This is a genomic window from Streptomyces sp. NPDC058045 (assembly GCF_042885635.1).
GTDB lineage: Bacteria > Actinomycetota > Actinomycetes > Streptomycetales > Streptomycetaceae > Streptomyces.
Map to the genome: position 1 here is coordinate 94,900 of NZ_JBHVRR010000010.1, position 21,511 is coordinate 116,410.

Here is a 21,511-nt window from a genome sequence, read left to right on the forward strand (position 1 = left end):
CAGGGCCACTTGGGGCGGGCGCCGCTACTTGCCCCGTGCCGCCTCGTCCGCCGCGCCGCCCGCGCCGACCAGGCCGACGGAGACCGAGTCGAGCCGGGACTCGAAGTGGCGCACCTCCCGCTGGCCCACGGTGCCGATGACGGCGGGCAGCAGACCGCGGACGGACTGCATCCCGCGCAGCCACCACTGCCCGTAGACATGCGCGGAGCGGCGTTCGATCCCGGCCACCAGCCGGTCCACGGAGGGCCCCAGCGGATAGGTCTTGTTCGACGGCCAGGGCAGCCGCTGCCGCAGCTCGCGCATCACCTCGTCCTGGTCGGCGCCGCGCACCATGTCGGTGTCGGTCCAGGACAGATAGCCCACCCCGACCTTGACGCCCTTGTACCCGACCTCGGCGCGCAGCGCGTGCGCGTACGCCTCCACCCCGGACTTGGACGCGCAGTACGCGGTCATCATCGGGGCGGGGACGACGGCGGCGAGGGAGGCGATCTGCAGCAGATAGCCGCGGCTCTCGGTCAGGACCGGCAGGAAAGCGCGGGCGGTGACGGCGGAGCCGATCAGATTGACCTCGATGACGCGCCGCCAGGCCACCGGGTCGGAGGAGGTGAACGGCCCGCCGTTGGCGACGCCCGCGTTGGCCACCACCACATCGACCTTGCCGAAGCGCCGCTTGACCTCCTGGGCGACCCGCGACATCGCCTCGTGGTCGGTGACGTCGGCGTACCAGTGGTCGCTGTCGGTGTGCAGCCGGGAGGCGACGTCCTTGAGGGCCTCCGGTTCCAGGCCCACCAGGGCGATCCGCGCGCCGCGGGCGGAGAGTTTGCGGGCGAGGAGTTCACCGACCCCGCGTGCGGCGCCGGTGACGACGACGACCTGCCCTTCCAGGCTCACCTTGGTCATGGCTGCGGTGCCTCCTCGGTCTCTGCGCGATCGGTCTCTGTGCAACTGGTAACTGCGAGGTGGTCGGTGACGAGTTCCCTGATGCGGGCGTTGACCGCCTCGGGTGCTTCGACGGGTGTCATATGGCCGAGCCCGGTCAGTTCGGTCAGCCCCAGCGGCCGCGGGAGGGCGGCGGCGATCCGGCGGGCGTGCACCAGCGGGGTGAGCCGGTCCGCGGTGCCCGTCAACACGGCGGTGGGGACGGTGAGTTGGGGCACCTCGGCGGACAGGTCGAGTCCGTCCAGGACCTGGGACCAGGCGCGGCGGGGGCCGGTCGGGCAGGCGTGCACGATCCGGGCGCAGGCGTCGACCTTGGCGGGTGCGGAGCCGGGGCCCATGGTGGCGTAGCGGAGGATGCGGCGGGAGACGGGGGTGACGGGGCCGAGCGGCAGGCGGGAGCCGAGGACGGCGCGGGTGAGGCGGGTGCGGAGGCGGCCGGCCCGCAGCGGCAGCACCGTCGCCTCGGGCACCAGGTCGACGTCACCGGTGGAGCAGAGCAGCGCGGCGGCGGCACGGGCGCGGAACTCCTCCCGCCGGGCCGCCGCGATGATCGTCATGGCGCCCATCGAGTGCCCGGCGACCACGGCCCGCCGCCCCGGTCCCAGGGTGGCCTCCAGGACGGCCACCAGATCGTCGGCGAGCGCCCCGGTGCTGTACCGGGCCTGTCCCGCGGGGGCCGGACTGCGGCCGTGACCGCGCTGGTCGTAGGCGATGACCAGGTGGTCGCGGCTGAGGTCGCGCAGTTGGGCGGCCCAGAAGGCGGTGGAGCAGGTCCAGCCGTGCGAGAGGACCACGGCGGGCGCCCCCGGATCGCCGGTGCGGCCGTGCAGTTCGACGTGGATCGGGGCGCCGTCGGCGGAGCGTACGGTCAGCTCGCGGGCGGGCGGCAGCGGGGCGTGGGGCCCGGCCGCGGCCCGGGTGAAGCGGCTCATACGGCGGCCTCCTGACCGGCGCCGCCGCGTTCGGAGGTGGCCGGGCGCGGGCGGATCACCTCGTACTCGGTGAGGTCGACCTGGCGGGTGGCGCGGCGGAACTCGGCGGTGGTGCCGGGCCAGACGGTGGTGTTGCGGCCACTGGCGTCGAGGTACCAGCTATCGCAGCCGCCGGTGTTCCACACGGTGCGCTTCATCCGCTCCTGGACGCGGCGGTTCCAGGTGCTGACGGCGGTGGGGCGGGGGGCGAGCGCGGCCCGGCCGCCGAGTGCGTCGAGCTGGCGGAGGTAGCCGGCGAGGTAGTTGAGCTGCGACTCGATCATGAGGATCATCGAGGAGTTTCCGAGGCCGGTGTTGGGGCCGATGATCGTCATGAAGTTGGGGAACCCGGCGGCGGTGGCGCCGCGCAGTGCGGTCATGCCGTCCTTCCAGCTCTCGGAGAGGGTGCTGCCGTCGGCGCCGGTGATCCGCTCGGCGACGGGCATGTCGGTGACATGGAAGCCGGTCCCGAAGATGATCACGTCGGCCTCGGTCTCGCTGCCGTCGGCGCCGACGAGGGTGGAGCCGCGGACCTCGCTGAGCCCGGCTGCGACCACCTCGGTGTTGGGCTGGGCGAGCGCCGGATAGTACGTGTTGGAGAGCAGGATGCGCTTGCAGCCGATGCGGTAGTCGGGGGTGAGCTTGCGGCGCAGTTCGGGGTCCTTGATCGCGCGCGCCATGTTGCGCCGGGCGAGCCGCTCCACCAGGCCGAGTTCCTCGGGGTGCTTGGTGAAGGCCTGCACCTGGAGTTCGCGGATGCCCCAGAGGACGCCGCGGCGGGCCCGGGTGGTGAGGGGCAGCCGCCGGTGCAGCCACCGCTCGGCGCCGCTGATGGCGCGGTCCGCCCGCGGCATCACCCAGGGCGGGGTGCGCTGGAAGAGGGTGAGCCGGCCCACCTCGGGCTGGATGGACGGCACGATCTGGATGGCGGAGGCACCGGTGCCGATCATCGCCACCCGACGGCCGCGCAGGTCCTGCCCGTGGTCCCAGCGGGCCGAGTGGAAGACCGTGCCGGGGAAGGTGTCGAGGCCCGCGATGTCCGGGATCTTCGGGTCGGACAGCGGCCCGGTGGCGGAGACCAGTACGTCCGCGGTGAGGTCGCCGCCGGTCGCGGACACCTCCCAGTACAGTTCCTCGCTGTTCCAACGGGCGCCGGTGACTTCGGAGTTGAACCGGATGTGCGGGCGCAGCCGGAAGACGTCGGTGACATGCTCCAGGTAGGCGCGGATGTGCCGCTGGCCGGAGAAGGTGCGCGGCCAGTCCGGGTTGGGCGCGAAGGAGAAGGAGTAGAGGTGCGAGGGCACGTCGCAGGCGCAGCCGGGGTAGCTGTTGTCCCGCCAGGTACCGCCGACGGAGCCGGACCGCTCCAGGACGACGAAGTCGGTGATGCCCTCCCGGCGGAGCCGGACGGCGGCGCCCAGCCCGCCGAAGCCGCTCCCGATCACCGCCACCCTCACATGTCGACGTTCATGCCCGGCCATCCGGAGCCTCCCTCGGCGCGACTCTGCCAGTAACCACTGGCACGATGGGGAGAGTAGAGCAGAGGCGTACTCATGGGTAGGGGGTGCGCGAAAAGAGTTACCGGCGGTATCCACCGAGGCGGGCGTCCCGGCGCCGAGGGGTCGGCGGTGGCCTAGGCCGTGTCGTTTGGATCTCCGTGGAGGAAGGAGCGGGTCCTGGTACGTGCTCTCGGTGTGCCGGCCGGGCGCCCTCGTACTGGATGTACTTGGGTGTTCGGCCGGTGCAGCGAGAGTGCGTGCCAGGGCCCGCGACGCCACGGAGATCCAAACGACACGGCCTAGTGCCACGGCAGGCAACGTTTGCCCGTGAAGAAGCGGCGTCCGGTGCGTGCTCTCGGCGTGCCGGCCGGAAGTCCTCGTACTGGACGTACTTGGGCTTTCGGCTGGTGCGGCGAGTGGGGGCACCTCCCAGCGGTAGCTGGGGGAGCGTGCCGGGCGTCGCGACGGGGCGAACGTTGCCTGCCGCGGCACTAGGGTGGCGCCCATGCGGCCCCGCGCCCGCCGGGCCGGGCGAGGAGAAGGGGGCCGGGGTGCGCGAGTACCGGATGGAGGAGCTGGCCGCGGAGGCCGGCATCACCGTGCGCACACTGCGCTTCTACCGGGAACGCAAACTGATCCCCCCGCCCCGCCGCGAGGGCCGCATCGCCTGGTACGACGAGCGCCATCTGGCCCGGCTGCGCACCATCTCCGCACTGCTGGAACGCGGCCACACCCTGAGCGGCATCTCCGAACTGGCGGAGGCCTTCGACCACGGCCGCGGCGTCGGCGAGGTCCTCGGCCTCGGCACCCCCACCGAGGAGATCCCGGTCCGCCTCTCCCCCGAGGAACTGGCCGACCACTTCGCCGGCCAGGTCACCCCGGAGAATCTCGCCGCCGCGATGGCCCTGGGCTATGTCGGCACCGACGGCGAGGAGTTCGTCCACGTCAGCCGCCGGCTCCTGGACGTGTCCACGGCACTGGTACGGGAGGGCGTGCCACTGGCCGCCGTACTGGAGGCGGGTCGCAAGGTGCGCGAGCACGCGGACGCGCTGGCCGGGATCTTCACCGAACTGATCGTCACCCACGCCGACACGGCCGACCCGCAGCGGCTGCGCCCCCTGGCCAAGAGCGTGGTCGAGGCGGAGCTGTCCCTGGCGATGGACCGCCGGATGACCGCCGGACCCACCTGACGGACAGCGGGACCGGCAAATCCGGCGGCGTCAGACCCCGTAGACCACCGTCACCGGCGCATGGTCGGACCAGCGCAGATCATGGCTCTCGGCCCGCTCCACCCGCCCCTTGACCGCACGCGCCGCCAGTCCCGGCGTCGCCACGTGGTAGTCGATACGCCAGCCCGTGTCGTTGTCGAAGGCCCGGCCGCGGTAGGACCACCAGGAGTAGGGGCCCTCGGTGTCCCGGTGCAGGGTGCGCATCACATCGACATAGCCGGCGGTGCCGCCGCCCTGCCCGTCGCGGCCGAACACCTCGTCCAGCCAGGCGCGTTCCTCGGGCAGGAAGCCGGCGTTCTTCCGGTTGGCGCGCCAGTTCCTCAGATCCGCCTCGCGGTGCGCGATGTTCCAGTCACCGCACACCAGCACCTCGCGCCCACCCGCCGCGGCCCGCTCCCGCAGCTCCTTCAGATACGGCAGGAACCCCCCCATGAAGCGCACCTTCTGCTCCTGCCGCTCCGTACCGACCTCACCGGACGGCAGATAGAGGCTGGCCACCGTCACCCCCGGCAGGTCTGCCTCCGCATAGCGCCCGCCGCCGTCGAACTCGGCGGACCCGAAACCGATCCGCACCTCGTCCGGCTCCCGGCGGGTGTACAGGGAGACACCGGCGCGCCCCTTGTCCGCCGCCGGAGCGTGCACCGTGTACCAGCCCTCGGGGGTGCGCACCTCCTCGGGCAACTGCTGCGGCTCGGCCCTGACCTCCTGAAGGCAGAGCACATCGGCCGGCCCCGCGCCGAGCCACTCGCCGAAGCCCTTCTTGGCGGCCGCGCGCAGCCCGTTGACGTTGACACTGGAGACGGTGAGCATCCCGGCACGATACCGGCCGGGATGAGACGTATATCGCCTACCCCCAAGGCCACGCATAGAAGTACGATACTTCGCATGATTATCCGCCCTCGCCCTTTCGACCACCCCGACGCCACCAAGCTCAACGACCGCGTCCAGCTCGAATACGACGAGCGCTACGGCGACGGCGGCGACATCACCCCCCTCGACCCCGCCATGTTCGAACCACCGCGGGGCCTGTACCTCCTCGGCTACGACGAGGCCGGCACCCCCGTCGCCACCGGCGGCTGGCGCAGCCAGGACCAGAACGAGGAGGGCTACACCGACGGCGACGCGGAGATCAAGCGCATGTATGTGGTGCCGGAGGCCCGCGGCCGCGGCCTGTCCCGGCGGATCCTGGCCGCACTGGAGGCCGACGCACGCGCCGCCGGCCGCCTCCGCATGGTCCTGGAGACCGGCACCAAGCAGCCCGAGGCCATCGCCCTCTACCTGTCCAGCGGCTACCGGCCCTGCCCCCGCTTCGGCCACTACCGCTTCGACGAACTCTCCCGCTGCTACGCCAAGTCCCTTGTGTCACTGGGTAGTTGACTGCCCATCAGTTCTGGAAACCCGAGCGGAAGAGCACACACCGCAACGCCCTGAGCGACATCACTCCAGGCGCGACGGACGACGAGGCCATTCGCCTGCCGGATTCGCCCCAGCGGCTTCATGACGCGTACGGCGCAGGAGTGGCCGGAGACGAACGGCGTTACGCCCCGATCCCTTTTGCGTATTTCTACGGTGTCTGCCCAATCCGGGGCAAAGCACCGAAGGAGACCACATGAGGAACGTCCAGAAGATTGCAGCGGTGGCCGCGGCCACCTGCGGCATCCTCTTCGCCGGCATCGGCGCGGCCAACGCCGACGCCCGTACCGGAGGGGACAACGGCAAGGGAGACAACATCCCCGTGCTCAGCAACTTCAAGCAGCTTCAGTGGGACGACTCGCCCTTCTGCGGAATCCAGGTCAAGACCAAGGACAGCGCGCAGAAGACGTCCTGCCCGGTAGTGCACAACGAGGGCAGCACCAAGAGCCCCGTCTACATCCTCACCGTCGGGGACTGATCCTTCACAGCAGTCCGACGGTTCGCCCGTCGGACCGCCTTTTGACTTGCGGGGGCGCTGCTTCGGCGGCTCGCTGCTCACCGCCCTCGACGCAGTTGCCGTAGCCCGCTGCCGTACGACATGCCGAAGCCCCTACCGGTGACCACCGGCAGGGGCTTCGAGCTGCGTGGACCTGTGGGGATTTGAACCCCAGACCCCCTCGATGCGAACGAGGTGCGCTACCAGACTGCGCCACAGGCCCTTGCAACGAGTGAAACTCTAGCATCCCCGCGACAGTGCTCAAAAATCCCTTACGGGCCCTCCGGCGACGGCCGCCGCGCCCGTTCCCGGCTGGTCAGACGGGGAACGGGCGCGGCGGGTGGCGGGGCGTCAGCGGCGGGCGGTCACTCATTGGCGGCGCGGGGCCGCTCGCCGTCCTCGTACTGGTCGAACAGCGGGGTGCGGCCGCGCTCGCGGGAGCGGCGGGCGGAGGCGGCCCGACGGGCACCACCGCGCTCCTCCGCAGCCGGGTCCGCCGCACCTTCGGGGCGGGAGCGGTCGCCCTCAGCGTCCGGAGCATCTGCCCCGCTCGCCGTCGACTCGGGCTTGCCGGTGCCCGAACTGCCGTTGCGGTGCGGGCCGTTGGGGCTCGCGGTGCCGGGCTCGGCGGTGTCGGGGCGGGGGGCGCCGACGGTGGAGGAGCGGGCCGAGCTCCAGGTGTCGGGGGCGCCCAGATCGATCCCGTCACCGGCGCGCGGGGCGACGGGCGCGGTCACATAGGTGGGCAGCGGCACCGGCACGGGCTCCCAGCTCGCCCCGGTGCCCGGGCTCTGCCGGCGCTCGCGCTGCTGGTCCACCCACTCCGCGTGGTCGGTCTGCTCGACCAGGGCGCGGCGGTCCGCGGCGAGCGCCGCGAGCTGGGTGTCGCTCTCCGGCTCCGGACCCTCCTCGGCCTCGTCGGCGGCGGGTGCGGCGGGACGACGGCGCGGACGCCGGTCCCGCAGTTGCCGCGCCGCCACCTCGGCCCGCCGGCGGTCCATGGTGTACGCGAACCGCCGCTGCTCCTGCCGCCGCAGATGCACGATGTACGCGGTGAGCAGGGCGGCGGGCACGGCCGGCGCCCACAGGAAGGCGAGCCCGCCCACCGCGGCGACGACGGCACCCGCGGTGAAGGCGAGGAACAGGACGACGGTGGTACGGCGTCGGCGGGCCAGGACCCGGGAGCGGCGGGCGCGTGCCTCGGCCTCGGCCCGGCCCCGCGGCACCGGCCGGGCGGCCGCACTCTGCGGCTCACCGGCGGGACGGCGCTGAGCGGGAGGCTCCGCGGGGCGGCGCTCGGCGGGGGGCTGCTCCGCGGGGCGGTTCCCGGCGGGCTGCTCGGGGGCGGCGGGGCGGTGCCCGGTCCTGGCCGGAGGCACGGCGAAGGCCCGGACGTCCACCGAGTCGGTGACCGGTTCCGGGTCGTGCTCGTCCTCCTCGGCCGAGCGCGTCTGCAGGTCCTTGGCGTACCGGCGCTCCATCCCGGCGCGTCCGGACAGAAGCCGGATGGCCGTACTGAAGCGTTCCGTCGGACGGGCTTCGTTCAGCTCGTCCTGCCTACGGAGCCACATCGGCACCAAGTAGGCGGCCCAGGCCCCGACGATGACTGCGTAGATGAGGCCGCTGCTGCTCACGCCTCACACGGTAGAGGGGTTTGCGTGAGGCCATCTGCCAATTGGGCCGGTGTGTCGCACGATCTGGCTGATATTCCGAACATTTTTTGTGACAGATGCGATCAGCGGACCGTCAAGTGCGGCGAATTCCCCCACGGAGCCGGTCCGATGACACCTTTTTCGAACATATATTTCGAACACTTATTTTATTCATGGCTGGTGCGGTCGCGTTTGCGGCGCCAGCGGGACAGCATCCCCTCCGGGACCTCCTCGGCGGTGAGCGCGAAGACCAGGTGGTCGCGCCAGGCGCCGTCGATATGGAGATAACGAGGCCGCACGCCCTCCTCGCGGAATCCGAGTTTCTCCACCACCCGCCGGCTGGGGGCGTTCTCGGGACGAATACAGACCTCGATCCGGTGCAGCCCGACGGTACGGAAGCAGTGGTCCACGGTGAGGGCCACCGCGGTCGGCATCACCCCCCGGCCGGCCACCCCGCGGTCGACCCAGTAACCGATATGGCCCGAGCACATCGAGCCCCAGGTGATCCCCGCCACCGTCAACTGCCCTACCAACTGGCCCCGGTACTCGATGACGAACGGCAGCATCCGCCCGGCGTGCGCCTCGGACCGCAGATGGCGCACCATCTGCCGGAAGGTGGGCCGGTGGGTGACGGGACCGCTGGGCGTGGGCGGCGGAATGGTGGCTTCCCAGGGGCGCAGCCAGTCCCGGTTGCGCTGGTTGATCTCCCGCCAGGCCCGCTGGTCGCGCAGCTTTATGGGGCGCAGGACGATGTCGCCCTCCGCCAGTACGACCGGCCATCTCGCGCCGTTCAGTGGGCACCTCCGCCCGGAGCCGGGTGGTCGCCGCCGCGGAGCTGGTCGACCGCGTGCGGCAGCACCTGCGCCAGCACGGCGAGCCCGTCCCGTACCCCGCCGGTGGAGCCCGGCAGGTTCACCACCAGGGTGCGCCGGGCGACTCCGGCGAGGCCCCGGGAGAGGTCGGCGGACGGCACCTGCTGCCGGCCGCGGGCGCGGATCGCCTCGGCGATTCCGGGGACCTCCCGGTCGATGACGGCGCGGGTGGCCTCGGGGGTGCGGTCGGTGGGCGAGATGCCGGTGCCGCCGGTGGTGAGGACGACGTCGTAACCGGCGGCGGCGGCGCGGCGCAGTGCCGCTTCGACGGGGTCGCCGTCGGGGACCACCTCGGGTCCGTCGACGGTGAAGCCCAGGGAGCGGAGCCCGTCGGCGACCAGGGGGCCGCCGCGGTCCTGGTAGACCCCGGCGGCGGCCCGGTTGGAGGCGGTGACCACCAGGGCCCGCGGGGGTTGCGCCGAACTGCCGTGTGCGGTGGGGGTGTTGGGCGTGGTGCCGGTGTCCGGGCGGTCGGGGCTCATCGGGTGGGCTCCTGCCGGGTCCAGTGGCCGGACTTGCCACCGGTCTTCTCCTCGACGCGGACATCGGTGATGACGGCGCCCTTGTCCACGGCCTTGACCATGTCGACCACGGCGAGCGCGGCGACGGAGACCGCGGTGAGGGCCTCCATCTCCACTCCGGTGCGGTCGGTGGTGCGGACCGCGGCGCGGATCTCGACGGCGTCGTCGGTGACGGAGAGGTCGAGGGTGACGCCGGAGAGGGCGAGGGGGTGGCAGAGGGGGATGAGGTCGGGGGTGCGTTTGGCGCCCATGATACCGGCGATCCGGGCGGTGGCCAGTGCGTCGCCCTTGGGCAGGCCCTCGCCGTCCTCGCCGCGCAGCAGGGCCACCACTCGGGGCGCGACGAGGACGCGGCCGCTGGCGCGGGCGGTGCGGGCGGTGACGTCCTTGGCGGAGACGTCGACCATGCGGGCGGCGCCGGCCTCGTCGAGGTGGGTGAGCCGCTGCCCGGCGGACGTCCCGGGGTGCTGCGCTTCGGGTGGGGTGCCCGCAGCGGTGTGCGGGTGGTGCTGCTGCGGTCCGGGGTTCTCCCCCCGGGGATTCGCGGTCATGGTGTGCGCTCCCGGTCCTGGCCGGCCCGCGGGCGGTGCGGCGCACGGGGGCCTGTGTGCGCGACACGGTACCGCGCGCGAGTACGGGGCCGCCGTGCGGATCAGCGCAGCAGCACCACCTCCACTTCGGTACCGGGTGTCACGGTGGTGGTGTCCTCCGCGACGGTGATCAGTGCGTCGGCCTGGGCCAGGGCGGCGACCAGATGCGATCCGGCGCCGCCGACGGGCCGTACCGTGCCGTGCTCCTGGTCGTGGACGGCTCGCAGGAACTGCCGGCGGCCGGCCGGGGAGCGAAGTGGTACCGAGCTGGTCAACTCGGCCCGGACGGTGGGCCGTTGGATGTCGGGGAGGCCCATCATGGTGCGGATGGCGGGCCGTACGAACAGTTCGAAGGAGACGTAGGAGGAGACCGGGTTGCCCGGGAGGGCGAGGAGGGGGGTGTGGTCGGGGCCGATGGAGCCGAAGCCCTGGGGCTTGCCGGGCTGCATGGCGAGCTTGCGGAAGTCGATGCCGCTGCCCGCCTCGTCCTCGTCGCCGATGTGCGCGAGGGCTTCCTTGACCACGTCGTAGGCACCGACGCTGACGCCGCCGGTGGTCACCATGAGGTCGGCGCGCACGAGTTGGTCCTCGATGGTGGCGCGCAGGGTGTCCGCGTCGTCGGTGACTCCGCCGACGCGGTAGGCGATGGCGCCGGCCTCGCGGGCGGCGGCGGTCAGCGCGAAGCTGTTCGAGTCGTAGATCTGGCCGGTGGCCAACTCCTCGCCGGGCGGGACGAGTTCGCTGCCGGTGGAGACGACCACCACCCGCGGTCTGGGCCGGACCTTGACGGTGGGGCGGCCGATGGAGGCGAGTAGGCCGAGCTGCGGCGGGCCGAGCACGGTCCCCGCGGACAGGGCGCGGTCCCCCGCCTGGACGTCGCTGCCGCGGCGGCGGACATGGGCTCCGGCCTCGGCCGGCCGGTACACCCGGACCTCGCCGCCGGCGTGTTCGGGGGCGGCGGCGTGGGCGCGCATCGCGGAGACGGGGCCGCCGCCGAGGCCGCCGTCGGTCCACTCCACCGGAACCACGGCCTCCGCGCCGGGCGGCAGGGGGGCGCCGGTCATGATGCGGGCGGCCTGCCCGGGGCCGACGGTGGGTTGCTCGGCCTGGCCGGCGGCGACGTCTCCGATGACGTCGAGCACGGCGGGGAACTCCTCGCCGGCGCCCGTGACATCGGCGGCGCGGACCGCGTAGCCGTCCATGGAGCTGTTGTCGAAGGGGGGCAGGGAGAGCGGTACCGAGATGTCCTCGACCAGGACGCAGCCCTGGGCGTCGAGCAGTTGGAGCTCGATGGGGTCGAGGGGGCGGACGGTGGCGAGGATGTCCTCCAGGTGCTCGTCCACCGACCAGAGGCCGTCCGCGCCGGTGGGGTGCTCGGTGGTGCTGCTGGTCACGGTGCCTGCATCTCCTCGGTGACATAGCGGCGGAGCCAGGCGCGGAACTCCGGGCCCAGGTCCTCACGTTCGCACGCGAGTCTGACAATGGCACGTAGATAGTCGCCGCGGTCCCCGGTGTCGTAGCGGCGGCCCTTGAAGACGACGCCGTGCACCGGGCCGCCTTCCCCGCTGCCGGTGACCAACTGCTGGAGGGCGTCGGTGATCTGGATCTCGCCGCCGCGGCCCGGCTCGGTGCGGCGCAGCACATCGAAGATGCCGGGGTCGAGGACGTAGCGGCCGATGACGGCGAAGTTGCTGGGGGCGTCGGCCTGTTCGGGTTTCTCGACGAGGCCGGTGACGCGGACCACGTCGCTCTCGCCGATGGCGTCGACGGCGGCGCAGCCGTAGAGGTGGATCTGGTCGGGCTCGACCTCCATGAGGGCGATGACGCTGCCACCGTGCTGCTCCTGCACCTCGACCATGCGGGCGAGGAGGGGGTCGCGGGGGTCGATGAGGTCGTCGCCGAGGAGGACGGCGAACGGCTCGCGGCCGACGTGCGGAGCGGCGCACAGCACGGCGTGGCCGAGGCCGCGGGGGTCGCCCTGGCGCACGTAGTGCATGGTGGCGAGGTCGCTGGACTCCTGGACCTTGGCGAGCCGGTTCTGGTCGCCCTTCTTGCTGAGGGCCTCCTCCAGCTCGTAGTTGCGGTCGAAGTGGTCTTCCAGGGGGCGCTTGTTGCGGCCGGTGATCATGAGGACGTCGTCAAGCCCCGCGGCCACCGCCTCCTCGACCACGTACTGGATGGCCGGCTTGTCGACGACCGGCAGCATCTCCTTCGGGGTGGCCTTGGTGGCCGGCAGGAAGCGCGTGCCGAGGCCTGCGGCGGGGATCACGGCCTTGCTGATCCTGGGGAGCGACTCAGTCATGCCGGTCACCCTAGCCGGAGACTTTGCACGGGATCCTGACGGCTGTGGATAGTTAATTGTCATATGAGCGGTTTCTGAGTTCCCTGTGGATATCTCGGTGCGGGCTGTGCGGCGTGGCAAGCTCGGTCGAGGACGTCGCGGATGCGGCGGATGCCGTGGTCATGCGGCTGCCGGCAGGGTGGTGCGGTCGAGGAGGGGCGATGGTGCAGGGCGGTGCTTTCGGGGACCCGGCAGGTATGGAGCATCCCGAGCCTGACAAGCGGACGTTGCGGCGCCGGTTCCTCTCGGTGAGAAACCGGTGCACGGAGGATGACGTGCGGGCAGCCGCGGAGGTTGTGGCCCGACAGGCCCTGGATCTACCGGAGTTGGCGGCCGCGGGCACCGTCGCCGCCTATGTGTCGGTGGGTTCGGAGCCCGGCACCGGCCCGCTGCTGGACGCGCTGTACGCACGCGGGGTGCGGGTGCTGCTGCCGGTGCTGCTGCCCGACAACGACCTGGACTGGGCGCCGTACGAGGGTCCCGGTTCCCTGGTCCCGGTGCGGCGGCCGGGGCTGATGGAGTTGCTGGAGCCGGCGGGCGGGCGGCTGGGTCCTGCGGCGGTGCTGGCCGCGGACGCGGTGCTGCTGCCGGGCCTCGCGGTGGACGCGCACGGCACCCGGCTGGGCCGCGGCGGCGGCTCCTACGACCGGGTGCTGGCGCGGCTGGCGGCGGCGGGCACCGGGCCGGCGCTGGTGGTGCTGCTGTACGACGCGGAGGTGGTGGAGCGGCTGCCCGCCGAGGCGCACGACCGGCCGGTGGACGCGGTGGTGACCCCGGGCGGCGTCCACCGCTTCCCCGAGGCCCGGCGAAGACCGCCGCGCTGAAGCACCCCGGTACGCGTCCGCCCCCGCACCGGCGGGCGGTACGGGGGCGGACGGCGGGGCGGCGCGGTCAGGGCCGCAGCGACAGGGTGTCCTCGGTGTCGTGGTCGACGGACTTGGGCGAGTAGGCCCAGCCGAGGAGTTCACCGTTGACCCATTTCTCGGTCTGGTCGGTGTAATGCGAGCTGTAGGCATGGCCGGAGGCACCGGTGAGGTTGATCCACTTCGACTTGTCGAAGTCGGCGAGGTTGACCACCATCCGCATCGACGGCACCCAGACCACCGAGTAGCCGCCAGCCGCGTTCCAGCCGGTGGCGTCGACGGCCGCCTCACCGCCGCCGAGGTTCCACGGGCCGCGGTTCAGGGCGTACCGGAGGACGCCGGGGCCGGCGGTGCCGAGGGTCTGGTTCTTCAGCATCAGGCGGTGCAGGCGGCCCCAGTTCCAGGTGTCGATGTCCTTGCCGAGCTTGGCGGTCAGCTCCCAGCGGGCGTCGTCCATGGCGCGGGCGAAGAGCTGGTCGCGGGTCTGGCCGGCTTTCTGGGTGCGCGTCTTGGGCGTCTGCCACCAGGAGTTGCCCTCGTCGTCCACGATCTTGCGGACGACCTCGAACCAGCGGTCGCCGCCGTCCGGCTGCGCCGAGTCCGGGGAGCGCTGGCCGCACTCGCGGACCTTGCGGTCCTCGTCGACGGGCCCGGTGGAGTCGGCCGGTTCGACGTTGAGGCACTGGCCCTCGACGCGCAGCTCCTTGGGGAGTTTGTTGCCGAAGGCGAGCTTGAGGATGTTGCGCCAGACGGAGTTGAAGTAGGCGGCGGCCGCCGAGTCCGGGTTCTGGGTGTAGTCCCAGCCCTCCAGGAGCTTCTGCGCCTCACGGACGTAGGGGTCGGAGATGTCGATCTTCAGCAGCTTGGGCACCAGCAGCTTGGCGATCTCGCTGCTGTTGTCCATCTGCATGGTCCGCATGTCCTCGGTGGACACCTTCCCGCCGCCCTCGATCTTGGACTTGATGAGGTCCTCGATGCGCTGGCTGCGGCTGCCGTAGCCCCAGTCGGAGGTGAGGGCGTAGGGGTACTTGCCGGGGTCCACGACGGCCTGGTTGGCGGTCACGATGTAGCCGCGCTTCGGGTTGTACTCCCAGGGCAGCGCGGACTGCGGAATGTAGCCGGTCCAGCGGTACTTGGGGTTCCAGCCGGGGGCGGGCAGGGAGCCGTCGTCGCCTTTGGCGCGGATGGGGATGCGGCCGGGGGCCTGGTAGCCGATGTTGCCCTTGGTGTCGGCGTAGACCAGGTTCTGCGAGGGGACCTCGAAGGCGGCGGCGGCCTTGCGGAACTGCGGCCAGTCCTGCGCCTGGTCAAGGGCGAAGACGGCGTCCATGGTCCGGCCGGGGGTGAGTGCCGTCCAGCGCAGCGAGACGCCGTAGCCGTCGCCGCGGTCGGGGGCGGCGGAGTCCACGGTGGCCTTCTTGCCGACCTTGACGAGTTCGTCGCTGCGGTCGGACAGCAGCGGCCGCCCGTCCTGGGTCTGGCGCACGGTGATGGTGCGGTCCTTGCCGCCGGCGACCTTGATGGTCTCCTTACGGGTCTTGAACGGCAGCACCTTGCCGTCGTACTGGTAGCCGCCGCCGGTGAACTTCTCCAGGTAGAGGTCGCTGACATCGGCGCCGAGGTTGGTGAAGCCCCAGGCGACGGACTGGTTGTGGCCGATGACCACACCGGGCATACCGGAGAAGGTGTAACCGCTCACGTCATAGCGGCAGTCGGGGGTGATGCTGCGGCAGTGCAGGCCCATCTGGTACCAGATCGACGGGAGTTGGGGCGCCAGGTGCGGATCGTTGGCGAGGAGCGGCTTGCCGGTGATGGTGTGCTTCCCAGACACCACCCACGAGTTGGAGCCGATGCCGCTGCCGCTCGGCCCGAGGATGGCCGGCACCTGGTCCAACGCGTCGGCCACGCCCGCCAGTTGGCTCTGCATCCCGGGGACGGTGGCACCGCCCGCGACGCCGGTGCCGGCCGCGCCGCCCGTGCCGCGGGTGGCGGTGTCCCGGCCGGAGCCGCCGGTCCAGGAGCGGGTGGCCTGCTCGTAGGCGCCCTCGCGCACGATGGGCCGGTGCTGGGCGGTGGGGTAGTCCGGGTAGAGGTCCTTGATCTGGGAGGGGCCGAGGCGGCTGGTGAGCAGCGAGCGGTCGATCTCCTCCTGCATGTTGCCGCGCAGGTCCCAGGCCATCGCCTTCAGCCAGGACACCGAGTCGACCGGGGTCCACCGGCCCGGCTTGTAGTCGTTGGTGAAGCCGAGGGCGGCGTACTCGACGGAGAGGTCCGCGCCGTCCTTCCCGGCCAGGTAGGCGTTGACGCCGTTGCTGTAGGCCCGCAGGTACTTCTTGGTCGCGGGTGCCAGCTTGCTGTCGTACTCCTCCTGCGCGACGTGGCGCCAGCCGAGGGTGCGCAGATACTCGTCGGTCTTGACCTGGCTCTTGCCGAACATCTCGGAGAGCTGCCCGGCGGTGGTGTGCCGGCGTACGTCCATCTCCCAGAACCTGTCCTGGGCCTGGACGTAGCCTTGCGCCATGAACAGGTCCTCGTCGGACGAGGCGTAGATCTGCGGGATGCCGTGGCTGTCGCGTTTGACGTCCACCGGCCCGGAGAGGCCGTCGAGTCGCACGGACCCCTTCGTCTGCGGCAGGGAGGCACGGACCGTGGCCACACTCCAGTACGAGCCGAAGCCGACGCCCGCGACCACGGCCAGGACCAGGACGATCACGAGGAGGCGCCCGCGGCGCCCCTTCTTCCGGCCGGACTTACCGGACGTCTGACCGGAAGATTCGGTGGTGGTGGAGGGCATCGCTGTCCTTGCTGTCCTTCGCTGGCGGCAGAGCGGTGACTGGGCGCGGTGGAACGCTGGAGCAACCATAGGCCGAGGAGTTGCGAGCCCTGGACGCGGCTATGGATCTGGTGACCGCCACCGCCCACCGCATCGGCGCCGACTCCTGCCGGGCGAGGCAGGTCAGCGGCCGCAGACGGTACCCCCGGGCAGAAGAAGTAGTTGAATACCCAAAGGGGCGTCAAGAAAGCGTTAACGATTAGGTAAGGTAACAAAGTAACTTGGTGCGCGGGGCCACCGGAGGCGCCGGCACACCAGCTCGGGAGAAAGGGAGCGGCCGCTGACTGTCCACCACCTCAACCAGCTTCTCTTCGTGTGCGCGATCGTGCTGCTCGTCGCTGTGGCAGCGGTCCGGCTCTCGTCGCGCAGCGGCCTGCCCAGCCTGCTGATCTACCTCGGTATCGGCATCGCCATGGGCCAGGACGGCTTCGGCCATGTCTCCTTCTCCAACGCCGAGTTGACGCAGGTCATCGGCTACGCCGCGCTCGTCGTGATCCTCGCCGAAGGTGGCCTCGGCACCAAGTGGAAGGAGATCAGGCCCGCGCTGCCCGCCGCCGCGGCGCTCTCCCTAGTCGGGGTCGCGGTCAGCGTCGGCGTCACCGCGGCCGGCGCCCACTATCTCGTCGGGCTGGACTGGCGGCCCGCCCTGATCATCGGCGCCGTGGTCTCCTCCACCGACGCTGCCGCCGTGTTCTCCGTCCTGCGCAAGGTGCCCCTGCCGAAGCGGATCACCGGGGTCCTGGAAGCGGAGTCCGGCTTCAACGACGCACCCGTCGTCATCCTCGTCGTCGCCTTCTCCACCGCGGGCCCCGTCGAGCACTGGTACGTGCTGCTCGGCGAGATCGCCCTGGAACTGGCGATCGGCGCGGCCATCGGCCTCACCGTGGGCTGGCTCGGCGCCTTCGGGATGCGGCGCGTGGCACTGCCCGCCTCCGGCCTCTACCCGATCGCCGTCATGGCCATCGCCGTCGCCGCTTACGCCGCGGGCGCCCTCGCCCACGGCAGCGGCTTCCTCGCCGTGTACCTGGCCGCGGTGATCCTCGGCAACGCCAAACTGCCCCACTTCCCGGCCACCCACGGCTTCGCCGAAGGTCTCGGCTGGATCGCGCAGATCGGCATGTTCGTCCTGCTGGGACTGCTCGTCACCCCGCACGACCTGCTCAACGACGCGCTGCCCGCGGTGATCATCGGGCTGGTACTGACCATGGTCGCCCGGCCGCTGGAAGTCGTGGTGAGCCTGATGCCGTTCCGGATGCCGTGGCAGGAGAAGGCCCTCATGTCCTGGGCCGGACTGCGCGGCGCGGTGCCCATCATCCTCGCCACCATCCCCATGGTGAACGGCGTCGAGGACAGCACCCGCATCTTCAACATCGTCTTCGTGCTGGTCGTCGTCTACACCCTGATCCAGGGCCCCACCCTGCCCTGGCTCGCCCGCAAGCTGAACCTCGGCGACCAGGCCGGCGCCGCCGACCTCGGCATCGAGTCCGCACCGCTGGAACACCTCCGCGGCCATCTGCTGTCCGTCGCAGTCACCGCAGGCTCCCGGCTCAGCGGCGTCGAGATCAGCGAACTGCGGCTGCCGACCGGCTCCGCCGTCACCCTCGTCGTCCGCGACGGCGACTCCTTCGTACCGCTGCCCACCACCCTCCTCCGCAGCGGCGACGAACTCCTCGTCGTCGCCACCGACCGGGTACGCGACACCGCCGAAGCCCGACTCCGCGCCGTCGACCAGGGCGGCAAACTCGCCGGCTGGCTCGGCACACCGGACACCGAACCGGTGGGCGCGGTCGCGGGTGCGGGTGCGGGTGCGGTCTCGCGGGGCGCCCGCAGCGGGGGACGCGGGCCGGGTGCGGCCGGCGCCAAGGCCAAGTCCGGGGCTGGGGCCGGGCTTCGGCGTCTGCTGCTGGGCGGGCCGGGCGGTACCGGCGATCCCACCAAGCGGGGCGCCAAGAACGGCGACGGCACCACGGGCCGCACCGGCGGAACGAACGGCCTCGGCCGATCCAACGCGACGGCGGGGGCCGCGAACGGAGTCGGCGGCTCCGGCGGAATTAGCGGTGCTGGCGGAGTCAGTGGTTCCGAGGGAACGCCCGGTGAGGCCACGGACCCGTCCGGGACGCCGGGGGCCTCCGACGCCTCGGGGACTTCCGGTACTTCCGGCTCGGCGGGAGGCCGTCGGAGCTGAGCCGGAGAACGGCGAAGCGAAGGAGCGGCCGAGCGGAGGGTGCGAAGCAGGGGGCGGCATGACCGGCCCCGCCTCGCACCCTCTGCCATCACCGGCCCAGCACAGTCGCCCCCGGCCTTCGCGCAGTCCCGCACTCCCGGATCAATGTAAGATGCAGCCAACACGCGTACTCTGCTCGACCACCTCTGCCTGACGCAGAGCTGGCGCGACCGTATGGCGGCCGCGACGTCCTCACCGTGGACAGTCCGGTATCTACCGCAACCCCGCGCAAGAGGACAGCTCTCGGTGCCCCCGCACGGGCGCGCCACCAGGCGGCAGAAAGGCACGGGCCGTGGAATCCACGGTCACCTCGACATCCGCCCACTCCGAGGGCCCCGGCTCCGACCCGACCCGGCGCACCGAACAGCGGCCCGGCTACGGGCAGTTGCTGCGCACCCGCGGCGCCTGGACGTTCCTGCTTCCCGGCTTCGCCGCCCGCCAGCCGTTCGCCATGCTCATCATCTCCATCGTGCTCCTGGTGCAGCACACCACCGGCTCGTACGGGGCGGCGGGCGCCGTGTCCGCGGTGACCGGTGTGTCCATGGCGCTCTGCGCACCCCTCGGCGGCAAACTCGCCGACCGGTACGGCCAGCGCGCCGTACTGGTGCCCGGGGTCCTGCTGCACTCCGCGGCCGCCCTCACCCTCACCGTCCTCGCCCTGTCCGGCGCCCCGCTGTGGGCGCTGTTCGTCGCGGCTGTACCCACCGGGGCCTCCGTCCCGCAGATCGGCCCCATGGTGCGGGCCCGCTGGAGCGTCGTACTGCGGGACTCCCCGCTGATGACGACGGCCGCCGCCTTCGAGTCCGTCACCGACGAACTCGCCTTCGTCTTCGGCCCGCTCATCGCCACCGCCCTGTGCACCGGCATCGCCCCGCAGGCCGGACTGCTCACCGAAGCCGGTCTGACCCTCTTCGGCGGACTGCTCTTCGCCGCGCAGAAGGCAACCCAGCCGCGCCCCTCGCGCGACGGGCGCGGCGGAAGCGGCACCGAGCACCCCTCGGCGCTGCGGGTACCGGGCGTGCGGGTCCTGGCAGTCACCTTCTTCGGCATCGGCACCGTCTTCGGCGGGATGCAGGTGTCCCTCGCCGCCTTCACCGAGTCCCTCGGCGAACCGGGCCTCACCGGCGTCCTCTACGGCGTCTTCGCCACCGGCAACATGCTCTCCGGCCTCGCATACGGCGCCATCGCCTGGAAGTCCGCACCCCAGCACCGCCTCCTCGCCTCCTACGTGGCGCTCGCCGTGACCGCCTCCGGCCTGTGGGCGGCCCAGTCCACGCTGGTACTGGCCGGACTCGGGCTGCTCGTCGGCATGTGCGTCGCCCCGACTCTGGTCACCGGCTACACCCTGGTCGAGCACCTGGTCGCCGCCACCTCACGCACCGAGGCGTTCACCCTGCTCACCGGGGCCGTCGCACTCGGGCAGGCGGTCGCCGTCACCGCAGCGGGACAGGTGGAGGACCACTTCCGCACCGGCACCGGGTTCCTGGTGCCGCTGGCCGGTACCACCCTGGCGCTGCTGACGTTGGTCGCCCTCCGCTCCCGCCTGGTCCCACCGGCCCGTGAACGCGCCGTGGCGCGTGGCGTCGGTCACCGCCAAAGCGTGGCGGTGGACTGATCCCACGGAATACGTCACTATGGACCGTCGTTAGCACTCAACAGGTGAGAGTGCCAGGAGGAAGCAAGTGCCGACCTATCAGTACCAGTGCACCGAATGCGGCGAGGGCCTTGAGGCGGTGCAGAAGTTCACCGACGACGCCCTCACCGAGTGCCCCAGTTGCAAGGGACGCCTGAAGAAGGTGTTCTCCGCGGTCGGCATCGTCTTCAAGGGCTCCGGCTTCTACCGCAACGACAGCCGCAGCTCCTCGTCGAGCAGCGCCCCGTCGTCCACGTCGAAGTCCTCCGGTTCGGACAGCTCGTCCGGCGGCTCCTCCGACTCGAAGACCACCACCTCGACGCCCTCTTCCACGTCGACGTCATCGTCGTCTTCCTCCTCCTCTTCTTCTTCGTCTTCTTCGTCGTCCTCGTCTTCGTCCGGGACGTCCAGCAGTTCCTCAGCGGCCTGACCCCGACCGGCCCCGCGGCCCCTTGAACCGCGGCGTCCGGCCCGCGTCCGGCACCGGACCCTGCCGTCCCCGACGGCGGGGTCCTCGCTCTTCTCCGGCCCGGATACTGTGCTGGCCATGGCGAACAAGGCGAACACCCCGCAGGACGGACCCCAGGCCGAGATCGGCGTCATCGGCGGATCCGGTTTCTACTCCTTCCTCGACGACGTCACCGAGGTCCGCGTCGACACCCCGTACGGCGCGCCCAGCGACACTCTGTTCCTCGGCGACATCGCGGGCCGTCGAGTCGCCTTCCTGCCCCGCCACGGCCGCGGCCACCATCTGCCGCCGCACCGCATCAACTACCGCGCCAACCTGTGGGCCCTGCGCTCCGTCGGCGCACGCCAGGTGCTCGGCCCCTGCGCCGTGGGCGGCCTGCGCCCCGAGTACGGCCCCGGCACCCTGCTCGTCCCGGACCAGATGGTGGACCGCACCAAGTCCCGTGACCAGACCTACTTCGACGGGCAGCCCACCTCCGCGGGCACCCCGAACGTCGTCCATGTCTCCCTCGCCGACCCGTACTGCCCCACCGGCCGGAAGACCGCCCTGGACGCCGCCCGCCGCCACGACTGGGAAGCAGTCGACGGCGGCACTCTGGTCGTCGTCGAAGGCCCCCGCTTCTCGACCCGCGCCGAGTCCCGATGGCACGCCTCGCAAGGCTGGTCCGTCGTCGGGATGACCGGCCACCCCGAAGCCGCGCTCGCCCGCGAACTGGAGCTCTGCTACACCTCCCTCACTCTCGTCACCGACCTCGACGCGGGCGCCGAAACCGGGGAAGGCGTCTCCCACGAAGACGTCCTCGCCGTCTTCGCAGCCAATGTGGACCGGCTCCGCACCGTGCTCTTCGACGCAGTCGCCGCCCTCCCCCGCACCGAGGACCGCGACTGCCTCTGCACCACCGCACTGCACGGCGTGAAGCCGGGAATCACTCTTCCCTGAGCCGCCGACGCCCCGCAATCCCCGAAA

The 21,511-nt window shown here is 71.7% G+C and carries 19 protein-coding genes and 1 tRNA gene; 8 read left to right on the plus strand and 12 right to left on the minus strand.

Translation table 11 applies throughout. The features are described 5' to 3' along the window. Nucleotides 1-24 precede the first annotated feature (24 nt). From ACFVST_RS09180 to ACFVST_RS09190, 3 genes are read right to left on the minus strand one after another with little or no spacing between them, the layout of a single operon-like run. A complete protein-coding gene (locus tag ACFVST_RS09180) occupies nt 25-900 on the minus strand; it encodes an SDR family oxidoreductase (RefSeq protein ID WP_390148403.1) in 876 nt (291 codons plus the stop codon). Then, the gene (locus ACFVST_RS09185; protein ID WP_390148405.1) at nt 897-1,871 is read right to left on the minus strand and encodes an alpha/beta fold hydrolase; all 975 of its coding nucleotides are present in this window, start codon (nt 1,869-1,871) and stop codon (nt 897-899) included. The genes ACFVST_RS09180 and ACFVST_RS09185 overlap by 4 nt, the downstream gene beginning before the upstream one ends. Then, complete coding sequence (locus ACFVST_RS09190) at nt 1,868-3,391, minus strand: flavin-containing monooxygenase (protein ID WP_390148407.1); 1,524 nt, start codon at nt 3,389-3,391, stop codon at nt 1,868-1,870. Before ACFVST_RS09190 ends, ACFVST_RS09185 begins: the two co-directional genes overlap by 4 nt. A gap of 584 nt (nt 3,392-3,975) precedes the next feature. Between ACFVST_RS09190 and ACFVST_RS09195 the strand changes: the two genes are divergently transcribed. Next, nucleotides 3,976-4,599, plus strand: a complete 624-nt coding sequence (locus ACFVST_RS09195; protein ID WP_390148512.1) for a MerR family transcriptional regulator — start codon at nt 3,976-3,978, stop codon at nt 4,597-4,599. Between the two features lie 30 nt (nt 4,600-4,629). On the opposite strand, the gene ACFVST_RS09200 is transcribed toward ACFVST_RS09195, so the two are convergent. Continuing rightward, a complete protein-coding gene (locus tag ACFVST_RS09200; protein ID WP_390148409.1) occupies nt 4,630-5,448 on the minus strand; it encodes an exodeoxyribonuclease III in 819 nt (272 codons plus the stop codon). A gap of 75 nt (nt 5,449-5,523) precedes the next feature. Here ACFVST_RS09200 and ACFVST_RS09205 point away from each other — a divergent pair, with 75 nt between their 5' ends. Further along, nucleotides 5,524-6,015, plus strand: coding sequence for a GNAT family N-acetyltransferase (locus tag ACFVST_RS09205; protein ID WP_390148411.1), 492 nt, complete (start codon nt 5,524-5,526; stop codon nt 6,013-6,015). A 232-nt stretch (nt 6,016-6,247) separates the two neighbouring features. Next, nucleotides 6,248-6,529: a hypothetical protein gene (locus ACFVST_RS09210; RefSeq protein ID WP_390148413.1), complete on the plus strand. Its 282-nt coding sequence runs from the start codon at nt 6,248-6,250 to the stop codon at nt 6,527-6,529. Nucleotides 6,530-6,696: 167 nt separating this feature from the next. Here the strand turns inward: ACFVST_RS09210 and ACFVST_RS09215 are convergent. From ACFVST_RS09215 to galU, 7 genes are all read right to left on the minus strand, one after another. After that, a tRNA-Ala gene (locus ACFVST_RS09215) sits at nt 6,697-6,770 on the minus strand. Between the two features lie 142 nt (nt 6,771-6,912). Further along, a complete protein-coding gene (gene glpR, locus ACFVST_RS09220) occupies nt 6,913-8,181 on the minus strand; it encodes a gephyrin-like molybdotransferase receptor GlpR (protein ID WP_390148415.1) in 1,269 nt (422 codons plus the stop codon). A gap of 185 nt (nt 8,182-8,366) precedes the next feature. After that, the gene (locus ACFVST_RS09225; RefSeq protein WP_390148514.1) at nt 8,367-8,993 is read right to left on the minus strand and encodes a GNAT family N-acetyltransferase; all 627 of its coding nucleotides are present in this window, start codon (nt 8,991-8,993) and stop codon (nt 8,367-8,369) included. Then, complete coding sequence (locus ACFVST_RS09230; protein WP_390148417.1) at nt 8,990-9,553, minus strand: molybdenum cofactor biosynthesis protein B; 564 nt, start codon at nt 9,551-9,553, stop codon at nt 8,990-8,992. The genes ACFVST_RS09225 and ACFVST_RS09230 overlap by 4 nt, the downstream gene beginning before the upstream one ends. Beyond that, on the minus strand, nt 9,550-10,143 hold the full coding sequence (gene moaC / locus ACFVST_RS09235) for a cyclic pyranopterin monophosphate synthase MoaC (protein ID WP_390148419.1): 594 nt from the start codon (nt 10,141-10,143) through the stop codon (nt 9,550-9,552). The genes ACFVST_RS09230 and moaC overlap by 4 nt, the downstream gene beginning before the upstream one ends. A 101-nt stretch (nt 10,144-10,244) precedes the next feature. Continuing rightward, nucleotides 10,245-11,576, minus strand: a complete 1,332-nt coding sequence (gene glp / locus ACFVST_RS09240) for a gephyrin-like molybdotransferase Glp (protein ID WP_390148421.1) — start codon at nt 11,574-11,576, stop codon at nt 10,245-10,247. Further along, nucleotides 11,573-12,484: a UTP--glucose-1-phosphate uridylyltransferase GalU gene (gene galU, locus ACFVST_RS09245; protein WP_390148423.1), complete on the minus strand. Its 912-nt coding sequence runs from the start codon at nt 12,482-12,484 to the stop codon at nt 11,573-11,575. Before galU ends, glp begins: the two co-directional genes overlap by 4 nt. 236 nt (nt 12,485-12,720) lie before the next feature. On the opposite strand from galU, the gene ACFVST_RS09250 reads away from it, so the two are divergent. Then, complete coding sequence (locus ACFVST_RS09250; RefSeq protein WP_390148425.1) at nt 12,721-13,347, plus strand: 5-formyltetrahydrofolate cyclo-ligase; 627 nt, start codon at nt 12,721-12,723, stop codon at nt 13,345-13,347. Between the two features lie 67 nt (nt 13,348-13,414). On the opposite strand, the gene ACFVST_RS09255 is transcribed toward ACFVST_RS09250, so the two are convergent. Then, nucleotides 13,415-16,180, minus strand: coding sequence for a penicillin acylase family protein (locus ACFVST_RS09255; RefSeq protein WP_390148427.1), 2,766 nt, complete (start codon nt 16,178-16,180; stop codon nt 13,415-13,417). A 364-nt stretch (nt 16,181-16,544) separates the two neighbouring features. On the opposite strand from ACFVST_RS09255, the gene ACFVST_RS09260 reads away from it, so the two are divergent. The 4 genes from ACFVST_RS09260 (at nt 16,545) to ACFVST_RS09275 (ending at nt 21,484) form a co-directional block, all read left to right on the plus strand. Further along, nucleotides 16,545-18,404: a potassium/proton antiporter gene (locus tag ACFVST_RS09260; protein WP_390148516.1), complete on the plus strand. Its 1,860-nt coding sequence runs from the start codon at nt 16,545-16,547 to the stop codon at nt 18,402-18,404. 331 nt (nt 18,405-18,735) lie between these two features. After that, complete coding sequence (locus ACFVST_RS09265) at nt 18,736-20,058, plus strand: MFS transporter (RefSeq protein WP_390148429.1); 1,323 nt, start codon at nt 18,736-18,738, stop codon at nt 20,056-20,058. A gap of 67 nt (nt 20,059-20,125) precedes the next feature. Beyond that, nucleotides 20,126-20,506, plus strand: coding sequence for an FmdB family zinc ribbon protein (locus ACFVST_RS09270; protein ID WP_390148431.1), 381 nt, complete (start codon nt 20,126-20,128; stop codon nt 20,504-20,506). Between the two features lie 117 nt (nt 20,507-20,623). Further along, on the plus strand, nt 20,624-21,484 hold the full coding sequence (locus tag ACFVST_RS09275) for an S-methyl-5'-thioadenosine phosphorylase (protein ID WP_390148433.1): 861 nt from the start codon (nt 20,624-20,626) through the stop codon (nt 21,482-21,484). Nucleotides 21,485-21,511: the final 27 nt, after the last annotated feature.